Here is a 13,296-nt window from a genome sequence, read left to right as displayed (position 1 = left end):
CTAGGGTGAGCAGGGTCGCCACGGCCAGGAGGCCGCCGGTGTGGATGTGGAATTGGGCTTGCCCGGTGGGAGGTTGCGGTGCGCGCGGCGGTGATGGGAGCGGGTTCCTGGGGAACCTCGGTGGCGAAGGTGCTCGTGGATGCCGGGACGGACACCGTGATCTGGGCCCGACGCCCCGAGCTCGCCGAGGCGATCAACACCGAGCACGTCAACGCCGACTACCTACCCGGGATCACGCTGCCCGGTGCTCTGACGGCGACGAGTTCGGCGGTCGACGCCCTGATGGGTGCCGACATCGTCGTCTGCGGTGTGCCCTCGCAGTCGTTGCGCCCCAACCTGACGCAGTGGACCCCGTACATCGGTTCGGATGCGTCCCTGGTGTCGCTCGCCAAAGGCATCGAATCGAACACGCTGTTACGGATGAGCGAGGTCATCGCCGAGGTGACCGGCGTCGACGACAACCGGATCGCGGTGCTGACCGGTCCGAACCTGGCCCGTGAGATCGCCGAGGGGCAGCCCGCGGCGACGGTCATCGCCTGCGCCGACGAGGCGCGGGCGGTGACTCTGCAGAGTGCGTTCAGTACGCGGTACTTCCGGCCGTACACGAACACCGACGTCGTCGGATGCGAGATCGGCGGTTCGGCCAAGAACGTCATCGCGCTGGCCTGTGGGATGGCGAGCGGCATCGGGTTCGGTCAGAACACGTTGGCGACGATCATCACGCGCGGGCTCGCCGAGACGATCCGCCTGGGTGTCGCGGTGGGCGCGCAGATCGAGACCTTGGCCGGCCTGGCCGGGATCGGGGACCTCGTTGCGACGTGCTCGTCGCCGTTGTCCCGCAACCGGTCGTTCGGTGCACGGCTGGGGGAGGGCGCCACCATGGCGCAGGCTCAGGAGGCCACGAACGGACAGGTAGCCGAAGGCGTCAAGTCGTGCTCGTCGGTGCGCGCGCTGGCCGAGCGGCATCAGGTGCCGATGCCCCTCACGGACGCGGTCCACCAGGTCTGCCACGAGGGGATGTCGGTGGCCGACGCCGTCGACTCGCTGCTCGGCCGCAGTACCAAGCCGGAGATCTACCGGGACTGATCTCCCCGGCTCGGAGGATCAGCCGAAGTCGAGCGGTCCTCGTTCGAGGGTGCGGTCGATCAGGCCCGAGATGTCGGTGATGGGTCCGTTGCCGGCATTCGCCGGAATCCACATCGCGACATACGGCCGGTGATCGACGCACACGTAGGCCTGGCCCGAGCCGTCGACGGTGTCGGTGATGAACCACTGGACGCCGGCCTGACCGACCGCGTGGATCTCCTGGAGATTGCTCGTGGGAGACAGCTCCGCCGGCCGGGTCACCCCGCACCGCAGTGTCATGTCGTCGCCAGAGCCGGTCGCCGGCCACGTCGCGCTGTCGCCGGACACCTCTTTCGGGCCGAATCCTTCGAAGGTCTCCGGTGCTTCGGCGAGGAGTCGGCTGCACCCCTCGGCGACCGGGCCGGCGGAGTCGTAGGACTCGATCGGGGTCACCGGGTCGGGACGCAGCGCGGCGAACACGATGAACCCGGCGAGCACCATCACCGGGATGGCGACCAGCGTCGCGACGAGTGCCGGGCTGAGCCGCCCGCCGCCGCCGTACCGCGAGGTGTCCTCGGTGGGGTCGTCGGGATCGCTGCCGAGGGGGCTCTGCGGAGTGTCATCCGAACCTGCTGACGTCACCCCACAACAGTAGGAGTCCGATTGTCGGACCCGCGCGCGGGGACCTGTCGCCCGGAGATGCGCGCGGACGGCGGCCGCCGAAGGTCAGCGTGTGGTCGTGACCACCGGGCAGGTGAGGGTACGGGTGATCCCGTCGACCTTCTGGATCTGCGGAACCACGTTCTCGGTCAGATGCGTGACATCGGCCGCATCGACCCGGACGATCACGTCGTACGGCCCACTGACCTCCTCGGACGAGGCGACCCCGGCGATCTCGGCGATGGTCGCCGCCGCGAGTGCGGCCCTGCCGACCTCGGTCTGGATCAGTATGTATGCCTGAACCACGGACATCCTCTCCGTCTGTGTCGTACCCGGGCCACCATCATCTGGGGCACATCGCCGACACGGGCTGTCGATACCGGCGGCTCGGCGCGTGCACGATCGTCGGGCAGTGTACGACGCCGTCGGCCGACCCGGGGTCTGCTCCGAACCGGTCTCGCCCGGCGGCCCATACACTGTGGCACACATTGTCACCGACAACCCCGTGCGCGCGCGACCGGAAGAGGAAAGGCCCGACGAGTGACCTTCGACGAGACCGGTCGGTCCGATCTCCCGATCGACCGGACCGCCACGGTCGGTGCGATCGGTGAGCGTGCCGTGATCGCGGCGCTGACCGCATCCGCGACATCTGGTGAGCCCACGCAGGACATCGTGATCGGATCAGGTGACGACGCAGCCGTTCTCGACATCGGCGGGTCGGCGGTGATCAGCACCGACACCGTCGTCGAGGGTCGCCATTTCCGGTTCGACTGGTCGACGCCACAACAGGTCGGTGCCCGCGCGGTGGTGCAGAGTTCGGCCGATGTCGCCGCGATGGGTGGTCGCACAACGGGTCTCGTCGTATCCATCGCATGTCCGGCGGAAACGCCGGTCGGCGTGGTCCTCGACCTCAACGACGGCGTGGTCCGTGCGGCGCACGACCTGGGCGCGCGGGTACTGGGCGGTGATCTGGTCGCCGCGGGTCAGGTGGTGGTGAGTGTCACCGCGGTCGGTGCCCTGGAGGACCGCCGCCCGGTGTCGCTGGGTGGCGCGCGAACCGGTGACGTCCTTGCCGTGAGCGGTCCGCTCGGAGCCAGCGCGGCGGGGCTCGCGGTGCTGTCCGATCCGCGTGCCGCCGACGAGGATTGGCCGGAACTCGTTGCGCTGCATCGTGTGCCGGCTCCCGACCTCACCCAGGGGCCGGTCGCCGCAGCGGCGGGCGCGCGCGCCATGACCGACATCTCCGACGGTCTGGTCGAAGAACTGCTCACGATGTCGAGAGCCGCGGAGCTCACGATGACCGTCGATTACGATGCCGTGCCGCGACGCCCCGATCTGGCCGAGGCGGCAGACCGGCTCGGGGTGGACGTCGCGCGGTGGGTTCTCGCGGGGGGCGAGGACCATCACCTGCTCGCCGCGTTCGAAGCGACGTCGGTGCCCCCGGGCTGGAGTGCGATCGGCTCGGTCGGTGCGAGGTCGTCGTCGGCGCCCGAGGTCTGGATCGACGGCCGGCGCGTCGGCGGGCCCGACGGACCGGACCTGCACGGGTGGCAGTCCTTCGCCGACCCGACCGGTGACTAGCGAGACGCCCCACTAGAGTCGCCGTCATGGCGATCTACGCACTCGACGATCGAGAACCGGTCCTGGGACAGGATACCTACGTGCACCCGGACGCGGTGGTGATCGGCGCGGTCACCCTGGGCGACGGGGTGTCGGTGTGGCCGGGCGCGGTCCTGCGGGGCGACTACGGGACCATCACCGTCGGTGCTCGCACCAACATCCAGGACGGCACCGTCATCCACTGCACGGTGTTCGAACCGACAGTGATCGGCGAGCGGTGCGTCGTCGGCCACAACGCCCACATCGAGGGCGCGACGATCGGTGACGACTGCCTCATCGCATCGGGCTCGGTGGTCTTGAACGGCTCGACGGTCGGCGACGGCGCGATCGTCGGCGCCGGCGCGGTGGTCCCGTTCAAGTTCGACGTCCCGCCGCGACGGATGGCGCTCGGTGTGCCGGCACGGCTGCGCGACGGCTACGAGGTCCCGCAGGGGCACACCGAACTCAACTGTGAGATGTACTTCCAGAACGCACAGCACTACCGCACCGCGCTCAAACGACTGGACTGACGACCACGCACGACGGAGGCAATCGAGTGACCGCACCACCCAAACCCCTCGCCGAACTGATCGACCCGGGTTGGGCGCAGGCGCTGGCCCCGGTCGAGCCGCTCATCACCGAGATGGGCCGGTTCCTGCGCACGGAGATCACCGAGGGGCGCCGCTATCTGCCTGCGGGACAACATGTCCTGCGGGCATTCACGCGTCCCTTCGAAGACGTGCGCGTCCTGATCGTCGGGCAGGATCCGTACCCCACGCCCGGACACGCAGTCGGACTGAGCTTCTCGGTGGCGCCCGACGTGCGTCCGATCCCTCGCTCACTGACGAACATCTACACCGAGTACTGTGCGGATCTCGGCTACCCGACACCGACCACGGGTGATCTGACGCCCTGGGCGGACAATGGTGTGCTCCTGCTCAACCGTGTGCTCACGGTGGCGCCCGGCGAACCGGCCTCCCATCGTGGCAAGGGCTGGGAAACGGTGACCGAGTGCGCCATCAAGGCGCTCGCGGCTCGCGACGAACCACTCGTCGCGATCCTGTGGGGCCGGGACGCCGCGGGTCTGGAGAAATGGCTTCCCGATGTACCGACCATCGTGTCGGCGCATCCGTCGCCGCTGTCGGCCTCGCGCGGCTTCTTCGGCTCCCGGCCCTTCAGCCGGGCCAACGAGGAACTGCTCGATCTCGGCGCGGAGCCGGTGGACTGGCGCCTGCCCTGACCCTTCGAGGCTCGTCGCTATCGCTCCTCGCGCCTCATAGCTCCTATGTCAAGCGGCGTCTTGTTGTGGGGTTGTGCGGTTGTGGTGGTCGAGGGTGAGGTTGTTGTAGACGACGCGGGCCAGACGTCGTTTGAGGCAGCGCATGGCTTCGCGTTTGGTTTTGCCTTCGTCGCGTTTGCGTTGGTAGTAGGTGTGGCCGAGGGACTCGGGCATGCGGGCTTGAGTCAAAGCGATCCGGTGCAGGGCGGCGTTGAGCTGTCTGTTCCCTGAGCGGGTCAGGCGGTGGCGGCCGGGGTTGGCTGACCACACCGGCACGGGTGCGACACCGGCGTTCCGGGCGAACTGCGCCTCGGTACCGAAGCGAGTGATGCCGGCGGATTCGCCGAGTAGTTTCGCCGCGGTCAGTTCCGCGCAACCGGGCATCGCCATCAACGTCGGCACGGCGTCGCGCGCCAGGGTGGTGATCTCGCGGGTGACCTGTTTGATCTCAGCGGTCAACGCGATGATCGCGGCGACCTCGTGGCGGGCCAGTCGGGCATCGATCCCGGGGCGGTCGACCAGCCACGCCGCGAGGTTGTTCTGGTGTTTGTTCAGCGTCAACCCGCCCCGAGGAATGTGGTATTCGGGGTCGAGTTGATGCACCCGCCACAACACCCGGTTGATCTTCGACGTGCGTTCCCGCACAAGGGTTTCCCGATAGTCCACCAACGCCTTGGCCTCATACGACACCTCATCGTGGGAGGCCACCGGCAGATCAGGTTCACGGGCGGCGGCCCGCGCCACAGCCAACGCGTCGATGGGATCGGACTTACCACGTTCACGCCCGGTACGGCGGTGTTCGGCCATCAACCGCGGGGTGACCCGCACGACCTTCTGCTTTGCGCCGAGTAGGTCGCGTTCGAGGCGGGCGGACATGTTGCGACAGTCCTCGATGGCCCAGAGCAGTTCGTGACCGAACGTCTCGTTGGCCCAGCGCAGTGCTGTGTGATGACCGGCGGTCGTTGTGGGTACGACCGTGGATCCGAGTTTGCGGCCGACGTCATCGACGGCGACAAAGGTGTGGGAGCGCTTGTGAACATCAGCACCGATGACGATCATGGAGCTTGCCTTCCTGTCACAGGGTGGGCGGACAGTCGGGCCGGTCGGTGGACATACTTCAGTGGAGGGGCGCTGCCACGCTCCTATCAAGTCACGCCGGCCGGTCCGTCACACCAGATGTCGGCACGATGAGGCAACACCAACCCAGCAGGGGTGGCAGGGAGCAAGAGAGCCAAACACCTGGTGGACGAAACCCAATCACCACTCACGTGGCTCCACAACCCTGACACTGAAGGGAGCAGGGGGCGACGCTCGCGCTCCTCGCAGCTCAGGGAGCCGGGGGCGACGCTCGCGCTCCTCGTACCTGAGTGAGCAGGCGGGCCAGCGCGTCTGACGGTTCTCTGGGATCAGGGAGCAGTGTCGGCGCGCCCGCGGGTGAAGTCCGGTGCACGCTTGCCGACGAAGGCGTCGACACCCTCGATGCCCTCGGGCAGCCCGGACCGCTCGGAGATCGAGCGGGCCTCGAGAGCGAGGTGCTCGATCAGCGTGGTGTCGGCGGAGACGGCCAGCAGATGTTTCGTGGCGGCGTCGGCGGCGCGGGGGCCCGACGCGATGGTCTCGGCTGCCGTGCGCGCGGCGGATTCGACCTCGTCGTCGGCGACGATCTCCGAGAGCAGCCCCCACTGCTGGGCCTCCTCCGCGGTGATGACGCGGTCGGTCAGGATGATCTGTCGCGCACGGGCGGCGCCGACGGCGCGCGGGAGTGTCCACGTGAGTCCACCGTCGGGGGTCAACCCGATGCCGCGGTAGGCGGGCCGGAGCCTGGTCGACGAACCGCCGATGGCCACGTCGGCGTGCAGAACCAGGGACATGCCGGCGCCGGCGGCCCAGCCCTTGGCCGCGACGACGACGGGTCGGTCGGCCTCGTAGAGGGCGCCGACGAGCCGATGGAAGTTGTCGGCGATCTCGCGGAGATAGGTCGGACGGTCGTCGGCGCCGGCGAAGGCGCGGACGTTCCCACCGGCGCAGAAGTTCTTGCCCGGCCCGACCAGCAGGACGGCACCGACGTCGCGCTGACCGCGCGCGACCTCGCGCAGCGCCTGTGTGCCCGCGGCGACCGCCGCGTCGTCGAGCGAGTTGCCCGCGCCCGTGGTCGACACCGCGAGGGTGAGTACTCCGTTGTGTTCGGTCACCAGGGCGTCGGTGTCCGCCTCGGCGGCGGTTGCGGTGGGGGCGGCGTGGTTCGATGAGGCCATGTGCGAAACCCTATCGCGCACACGACAAAGACCCGACGCCGGGGAGCTTGCGCTCGCGGCACCGGGTCTCGCGTCTCGGCTTCTGCACCCGCGGGGGTGCGGAAGATCAGACAGCTGCGGTCTTGCCGGCCTTCAGGCAGGAAGTGCAGACGTTCTTGCGCTTGCGGTTGCCGGGGGCGACCTCCACGCGAACGGACTGGATGTTCGGGTTCCAGCGTCGGTTGGTACGGCGGTGCGAGTGAGACACCGACTTGCCGAAGCCCGGGCCCTTGCCGCAAATATCGCAGACGGCAGCCATCGTCGAACTCCCTTGGTAGATGATCATGGTCTGTGGTCAGCCTCTCGGATCGATCGGCACCACCTGGAGGTGTGCACGCCCGAGGCGAAAGGCAACCCTGCAAGGATAACCAGGTCGTGGGGGCGTGACCAAATCCGGGTCGATCCCGGCACGCGGTCCAGCTCGGTCGCGTCGCACGGTCGGACACCCCGAGTAGCCTTGCACACAACCTCACCCGCCGGTCACGTCGCCCGCGAGAGCACTGCCCGTCGCGCGCCGCGTCTGCAAGAAAGAGTCACCGTGTGATCGCCCGCACCGTCAACCCGCAGTTGCTGCGCGACTGGGCCCGTGCCTCGGTCGACCAGCTCGAGTCGCTGCGCGGTGAGATCAACGACCTGAATGTCTTCCCGATCCCGGACTCGGACACCGGCAGCAACATGCTCTTCACGATGCGCGCGGCGGCCGAGGCAGTGGAGAAGACCCCGCCCGACGCATCCCTGCCCGAGGTGGCGCGTGCGATGGCCGACGGTGCGGTGGCGCAGGCGCGCGGCAACTCGGGGATCATCCTGTCCCAGGTCCTCGTCGGCTTCGCCGACGGTGCGGAGATCCTGGGCGACACCGACGCGCTGACCTTCGCCGAACTGTCGACGCTGGGTCTCCGGCTCGGTTCGCTCGCCGCGACCCGCGCCGTGAGCGAGCCGCGTGAGGGCACGGTCCTCACCCTCGTGCGGGTGGCCGCCGAGTCGGCCGCGGCACACGAGAGCGAGTCGCCGGCCGACCAGGTGCGCGCGGTGGCCGACGACTGCGCCGAGGCGCTCGAACGCACTCCGGAACAGCTGTCGGTGCTCGCGAACGCGGGTGTGGTGGATGCGGGCGGACGCGGATTCCTCGCGATCGTCGACGCCATGGTCAAGGTGATCACCGGCGTCTCCCACCGCCGGCGCCGCTACCGGGGCATCCTCACCGACAGCACCACGCTCGGACACGGGCCGGACGACAGCTGCGTCGACGGCAGTGACCAGGACTTCGAGGTCATGTACCTCCTGGACGGGGCGGCCGGTGAGCAGATCGCCGAACTCCGCGCCCGGCTCGACGACCTCGGTGATGCCGTGGTGATCGTCGGCGACAGTTCCAGCGGTGAGGGCGAACGCTTCTCGGTGCACGTCCACACCTGCGATCCGGGTGCGGCGGTCGAGGCCGGCGCCGGGATCGGCCGGCTCTCGGACGTCCGGATCAGCTGCTTCGCGCTCGACGCCATTCGGGCACAGGCTGATTCGTCGGAGCCCCCGCCTCGGCACAAGCGTGCGGTGGTGGTCGTCGTGTCCGGTGACGGTGCGGCCGAGTTGTTCGGCGAGGCCGGCGCGGTCGTGCTGCGCGCCGACGAGGGTCTGTCCGCCCACGACCTGGGGCGGGCGATCCGCGACACCGACAGTGCGCATGTCGTCGTCATGGCCAACGGGGCGTTGACATCTCAGGATCTCGTCACGGTGGCCACCGAGGTGCGCTCCACCCAGCGTTCGGTACTCATGCTGCCGACGTCCTCGATGACCCAGTGCCTGGCGGCGCTCGCCGTGCACGATCCGAGTGAGGTGCCCGACGTCGACGCCTACGCGATGGCCGAGGCCGCGGCCGGTGCGCGGTGGGGCTCGCTGCAGTCGGCGACCACGAGGATGATGACGCTGGCCGGGATGAGCGACGTCGGCGACGTGTTGGGGTTGATCGGCGACGACGTGCTCGTGGTCGCGCCGGATCAGACGTCGGCGTGCACCGCCCTCGTCGACCTCATGCTCTCCACCGGAGGCGAACTCGTCACGGTGCTCGCCGGCGTCGACGTCGACGAGGCCGCCCTCGAGGCCGTCGCCGAACAGATGAGGCGCAGTTACCCCGGTATCGAGCTGGCGGTGTATCGCACCGGGCAGCGCACCGATCTCGTCCAGGTGGGTGTGGAGTGACGGAGCTGATGCTGTCGGATTCGCTGGCCGACGTGCTGGGGGTCAAGCCCGCCGAACAACTCGCCACCGTCGGAGTGCACACGGTCGGCGAACTGCTGCGGTACACGCCGCGCCGATACATACGACGCGGCCACGTGGCCGACCACGAACGTCCCGAGCCCGGCGAGTGGCTGACGATCGTCGGGCGGATCACCAAGTCCGATCTCATCAAGATGAGGAGCCGCAAGGGATCGTTCCTCAAGGTGAAGATCACCGACGACAACGACGTCTACGAGGCCAGCTTCTTCAACCCCTACCGGATCAAGGGACTGCTGCGTCCCGGTGCGCGGGTGATGATGGCCGGCGCGGTCAAGTACTTCCGCGACCAGATCCAGTTGTCCCATCCGGAATGGATGATCCTTCCCGACGGCGACCCGGAGATCGAGGACGTCGTCGGTTCCAAGATGCTGACCGAGATGTACGCGATCGAGGAGCAGGTCACCGGAGAGCACGGTGACCATCCGCTGATCACGATGTTCGACCGGGACATCCTGCCGATGTACCCGGCCAACAAGAACATTCAGACCTGGGACATCCTCGGTGCGGTCCGGCGGGTGCTGAGCGAGAGTGCGCCGATCCCCGATGCGCTCACCGAGTCCGAACGACGGGCGCGGGGGCTTGTGAGCACCGACGAGGCGATCCGCAAGATCCATCTGCCCGAGTCCGAGGACGACGTGAAGATCGCGTCCCATCGGCTGAAGTTCGACGAGGCGCTGGCCATCCAGACCGTGCTCGCCCAGCGTCGGCTGGCGGGACGGAATGAGTCGGCGCCACCGTGTCCGCGTGTCCCCGGCGGTCTCGAGGACAAGTTGCGTGACCGACTCCCGTTCACGCTGACCGATGGTCAGGTCGAGGTGGGGGAGGAGCTCGCCGAGGATCTCGCCCGCGCGCAGCCGATGTCCCGATTGCTGCAGGGTGAGGTCGGCTCCGGCAAGACCCTCGTGTCGTTGCTCGCGATGCTCCGGGTGGTCGACAACGGATTTCAGTGCGCGATCCTGGCGCCGACGGAAGTTCTTGCCGCTCAGCATCATCGGACGATGAGGACGATGCTGGGCGACCTCGCCGAGGCGGGTGAGCTGACCGCCGCCGAAGGTGCGACGCGAATCGCGCTGCTGACGGGTTCGATGAAGACCAAGGGCCGGCGCGAAACGCTGCTCGACGTGGTCACCGGGCAGGCGGGGATCGTGATCGGGACGCATGCGCTCCTCGAGGACAAGGTGGAGTTCTTCGACCTCGGCCTCGTCGTGATCGACGAACAGCACCGATTCGGTGTGGAGCAGCGAGACGTCCTGCGCGGCAAGGGGCGCAACGGACGCATTCCGCATTTCCTCGTGATGACCGCGACGCCCATCCCGCGAACCGTCGCCATGACAGCCTTCGGCGACCTGGACACCTCGGTACTCCGGGAACTACCGCGCGGCCGTCAGCCGATCACCACCTCCGTGGTGCCCACGAGCAGAGCCTCGTGGGTCGACCGGGTCTGGTCGCGCGCCAATGAGGAGATCGCGGAGGGTCGCCAGGTCTACGTCGTCTGTTCGCGCATCGGCGACGGTCCCGAACCCGAACCGGACGGGGACGAGGAGAAGGGCCCGAAGACGACGTCGGTGCTCGAGCAGTACGAGGCCCTCGTCTCCGGACCGTTCGCACACCGGCGGGTGGAACTCTTGCACGGCCGGTTGCCCGCCGACGAGAAGAACGCCGTCATGGACGCGTTCGGCCGGGGCGAGATCGACGTCCTGGTGTCGACGACCGTCATCGAAGTGGGTGTCGACGTACCCAATGCGACCACGATGGTCATCGTCGACGCCGATCGCTTCGGCGTGAGCCAGCTGCACCAGTTACGCGGTCGCGTGGGGCGCGGTCGGCATGCCGGACTGTGCCTGCTGATGACGAACGCCCGGGACACGTCTCCGTCGATGGACCGCCTGCGTGCCGTCGCGGGATCGAACGACGGATTCGAACTCGCGCGAGTCGATCTCGAACAGCGGCGGGAGGGCGATCTGCTCGGGTCGCTGCAGTCGGGCGTGAACACCTCGTTGCGGTTCCTCTCGCTGCTCGAGGACGTCGAGGTCATCGAAGATGCGCGCGAACTCGCGGAAGACGTTGTGAGCGAGGACATCACGTTGCTCGAGCATCGGCCTCTCGCCGACCTCGTCGACGGCATCCTCGTCCCGCACAAGATCGCGTACCTCGACAAGTCCTGACGGACACGACCGGCGCTCAGTCGTAGTGCGCCGTTGCGCGGGGCGCCACGATCTGCGGCACCTGCGCGCGACCGCGTTCCCGACGGAACCGGATGCGCATCGCGTGCGTCTGAGCATGCATGGTGGTGCGTGATCTTCGGCTGCGTTCGCCGGCACTGCGGCGCCTGCGCATGCGGGTGCGATGGATGCTCTCGAATCCGCGGAACGCGCCGTCCTGGCCGACGCGCCGGTGGGCGGCGCTGGTCGCTGTCGTCGTGACAGCGGTGGCGGTCGCGGTCGGCGTCGACGGTTTTCGGGCCGATCCCGACGTCGGTCCGAGGATACGAGCGATGGCGAGTGAGGCGGCAGCGTCCCTGGCCGCGATACCGGTCTCTGCGAGCCGTACCGACCGCGAGGACTACGACCGGTCCGCGTTCGGCAGTGCCTGGTCCGACGCCGCGTCCGTACCCGGGAGTGCCAACGGATGCGACACGCGCAACGACGTTCTGGCGCGAGACCTGCGCGAGGTCGACGCCGGCCCGGTGTCGAGTTGCCCGCGCGCGGTGCTGGTCGGCGAGCTGCGGAGTCCCTACACCGGCGACTTCGTCGTCTTCCGACGAGACCGAGGCGCGTCTGCGGTACAGATCGACCACATCGTCCCGCTGTCGTACGCCTGGGACATGGGTGCGTGGTCGTGGACGGCCGCCAAGAGACTGGACTTCGCGAACGATCCGGCCAATCTCGTTGCTGTCGACGGGCATTCGAATCAGGACAAGAGCGACTCGGAACCGGCGCGATGGATGCCGCCCGCGACGGGCTTCTGGTGCCAGTACGCAATCCAGTTCGTGATCGTCACCGCCGCCTACGGATTGGCGATCGACGAACCATCACGTCGCGTCTTGTCCGAGGCGTTGCGGTGCGGGGGATAGCGTCAGTGCGCCTCCGCGCCCGCCGTGTTGTGCAGGAGATTCAGTCCGACGACCCCGATCAGGATCAGGAAGATACATCCCAGGCGAGCGAGACCGGCGGGTTCGCGCAGGTACAGGATGCCGTAGATCGCCGTGCCGACCGCGCCGATCCCGACCCAGACCGCATAGGCCGTGCCGAGCGGGATCGAACGGATCGCATAGGCGACACCGGCCATGCTGATGACGACGCCCACGACGAACACGGCCGTCCACAGCGGGCGTGTGAAGGTGTTCGACTTCTCCAGGGCTGCCATGTAGATGATCTCGACCAGACCCGCGGTCACCAGGACAAGCCACGCCACTTCGCGATACTCCCGTCGTCGGACATCCGTACCGGCGTCACAGTAGGCGGGTGACGGGCGGGATGCGCGCCGAGTTCAGTCCGAGAACGTCGGAGGTCCTCCCGCAGGCCGCTTCACCTGTGAGAACACCGACACGCCCGCGAGCGTCACCAGCGACGAGAAGAGTGCGTTCGCTTCGTCATCGGTCGGGATGTCGGAGAGGACGGGACCGAAGAAGTGCGTCCCGTCGACACCCAAGATCGGGCTGCCGCCGGTCTCGCCCAGCGCATCCTGGCTTCGGCGGTGCGACTCCCGCAGTGCGTCGTCGAATGACTCGTCGTCCATTGCGTCGGACAGTTCCGCGGGGAGGCCGTCCGCGGCCAGGGTCTCGGCAACCGCAGCGGGCGTCATCTCATCGCCTGCATGGTGTAACCGGGCGCCGATCGCGGCGTACAGGGGTTCGACCGATTCCGCACCGCCCTTCTCGACGGCCGCCATGAACACACGACCGAGTCGCCGGGATGTGTCGAGCTGCCGACGTTGCTCGTCGGAGTCCGGTTCCTGGTCTTCGTTGAGGATCGCGAGACTCATCACATGCCAGTCGACGGTCGCGCCGTGCGCGCCTGCCTGGTCGGTGAGCCACCGCGAGGCCGCCCAGGCGAAGGGACACACGGGGTCGAAGTAGAAGTCGAAGTGAGCCGTCATGAGAACTCCTCGGTAGGGGCGGGGGCCCGGTGG

At 68.3% G+C, this 13,296-nt stretch carries 14 protein-coding genes; 7 read left to right on the top strand and 7 right to left on the bottom strand.

The genetic code is table 11. The features are described 5' to 3' along the window. Window positions 1–78: 78 nt before the first annotated feature. Window positions 79–1,086, top strand: a complete 1,008-nt coding sequence (locus KTR9_RS17545) for an NAD(P)H-dependent glycerol-3-phosphate dehydrogenase (RefSeq protein ID WP_010841310.1) — start codon at window positions 79–81, stop codon at window positions 1,084–1,086. A gap of 18 nt (window positions 1,087–1,104) precedes the next feature. On the opposite strand, the gene KTR9_RS17540 is transcribed toward KTR9_RS17545, so the two are convergent. Together KTR9_RS17540 and KTR9_RS17535 are read right to left on the bottom strand one after the other, a co-directional pair. Then, on the bottom strand, window positions 1,105–1,707 hold the full coding sequence (locus tag KTR9_RS17540; RefSeq protein ID WP_014927484.1) for a DUF3515 domain-containing protein: 603 nt from the start codon (window positions 1,705–1,707) through the stop codon (window positions 1,105–1,107). An 84-nt stretch (window positions 1,708–1,791) separates the two neighbouring features. Beyond that, a complete protein-coding gene (locus tag KTR9_RS17535; RefSeq protein WP_014927483.1) occupies window positions 1,792–2,037 on the bottom strand; it encodes an Lrp/AsnC ligand binding domain-containing protein in 246 nt (81 codons plus the stop codon). 228 nt (window positions 2,038–2,265) lie between these two features. Here KTR9_RS17535 and KTR9_RS17530 point away from each other — a divergent pair, with 228 nt between their 5' ends. From KTR9_RS17530 to KTR9_RS17520, 3 genes are read left to right on the top strand one after another with little or no spacing between them, the layout of a single operon-like run. Continuing rightward, the gene (locus KTR9_RS17530; protein ID WP_014927482.1) at window positions 2,266–3,306 is read left to right on the top strand and encodes a thiamine-phosphate kinase; all 1,041 of its coding nucleotides are present in this window, start codon (window positions 2,266–2,268) and stop codon (window positions 3,304–3,306) included. A gap of 26 nt (window positions 3,307–3,332) precedes the next feature. Continuing rightward, window positions 3,333–3,854, top strand: a complete 522-nt coding sequence (locus KTR9_RS17525; RefSeq protein ID WP_010841306.1) for a gamma carbonic anhydrase family protein — start codon at window positions 3,333–3,335, stop codon at window positions 3,852–3,854. 26 nt (window positions 3,855–3,880) lie between these two features. Beyond that, a complete protein-coding gene (locus tag KTR9_RS17520) occupies window positions 3,881–4,564 on the top strand; it encodes a uracil-DNA glycosylase (RefSeq protein ID WP_014927481.1) in 684 nt (227 codons plus the stop codon). Between the two features lie 48 nt (window positions 4,565–4,612). On the opposite strand, the gene KTR9_RS17515 is transcribed toward KTR9_RS17520, so the two are convergent. The 3 genes from KTR9_RS17515 to rpmB all read right to left on the bottom strand — a co-directional run bounded on the left by KTR9_RS17515 (window position 4,613) and on the right by rpmB (window position 7,156). Further along, a complete protein-coding gene (locus tag KTR9_RS17515) occupies window positions 4,613–5,662 on the bottom strand; it encodes an IS110 family transposase (RefSeq protein WP_014927480.1) in 1,050 nt (349 codons plus the stop codon). Between the two features lie 347 nt (window positions 5,663–6,009). Beyond that, on the bottom strand, window positions 6,010–6,858 hold the full coding sequence (locus tag KTR9_RS17510; protein ID WP_014927479.1) for an enoyl-CoA hydratase/isomerase family protein: 849 nt from the start codon (window positions 6,856–6,858) through the stop codon (window positions 6,010–6,012). Window positions 6,859–6,964: 106 nt separating this feature from the next. Beyond that, complete coding sequence (gene rpmB, locus KTR9_RS17505) at window positions 6,965–7,156, bottom strand: 50S ribosomal protein L28 (protein WP_004023092.1); 192 nt, start codon at window positions 7,154–7,156, stop codon at window positions 6,965–6,967. Window positions 7,157–7,437: 281 nt separating this feature from the next. Here rpmB and KTR9_RS17500 point away from each other — a divergent pair, with 281 nt between their 5' ends. The 3 genes from KTR9_RS17500 (at window position 7,438) to KTR9_RS17490 (ending at window position 12,238) form a co-directional block, all read left to right on the top strand. Continuing rightward, the gene (locus tag KTR9_RS17500; protein ID WP_010841303.1) at window positions 7,438–9,087 is read left to right on the top strand and encodes a DAK2 domain-containing protein; all 1,650 of its coding nucleotides are present in this window, start codon (window positions 7,438–7,440) and stop codon (window positions 9,085–9,087) included. An 8-nt stretch (window positions 9,088–9,095) separates the two neighbouring features. Further along, window positions 9,096–11,330, top strand: a complete 2,235-nt coding sequence (gene recG, locus KTR9_RS17495; protein ID WP_014927477.1) for an ATP-dependent DNA helicase RecG — start codon at window positions 9,096–9,098, stop codon at window positions 11,328–11,330. Window positions 11,331–11,449: 119 nt separating this feature from the next. Then, window positions 11,450–12,238, top strand: coding sequence for an HNH endonuclease family protein (locus tag KTR9_RS17490; protein WP_014927476.1), 789 nt, complete (start codon window positions 11,450–11,452; stop codon window positions 12,236–12,238). A 2-nt stretch (window positions 12,239–12,240) separates the two neighbouring features. Here KTR9_RS17490 and KTR9_RS17485 read toward each other — a convergent pair whose 3' ends face one another. Continuing rightward, entirely contained in the window at window positions 12,241–12,579 is a 339-nt protein-coding gene (locus tag KTR9_RS17485; protein WP_014927475.1) for a DMT family transporter, read from the bottom strand. Between the two features lie 75 nt (window positions 12,580–12,654). Further along, the gene (locus tag KTR9_RS17480) at window positions 12,655–13,263 is read right to left on the bottom strand and encodes a mycothiol-dependent nitroreductase Rv2466c family protein (protein WP_014927474.1); all 609 of its coding nucleotides are present in this window, start codon (window positions 13,261–13,263) and stop codon (window positions 12,655–12,657) included. Window positions 13,264–13,296: the final 33 nt, after the last annotated feature.

Origin of the sequence: Gordonia sp. KTR9 (genome assembly GCF_000143885.2) — a bacterium.
In the GTDB taxonomy this organism is placed as follows: domain Bacteria; phylum Actinomycetota; class Actinomycetes; order Mycobacteriales; family Mycobacteriaceae; genus Gordonia.
This window is presented reverse-complemented; position numbering and strand designations above follow the sequence as displayed.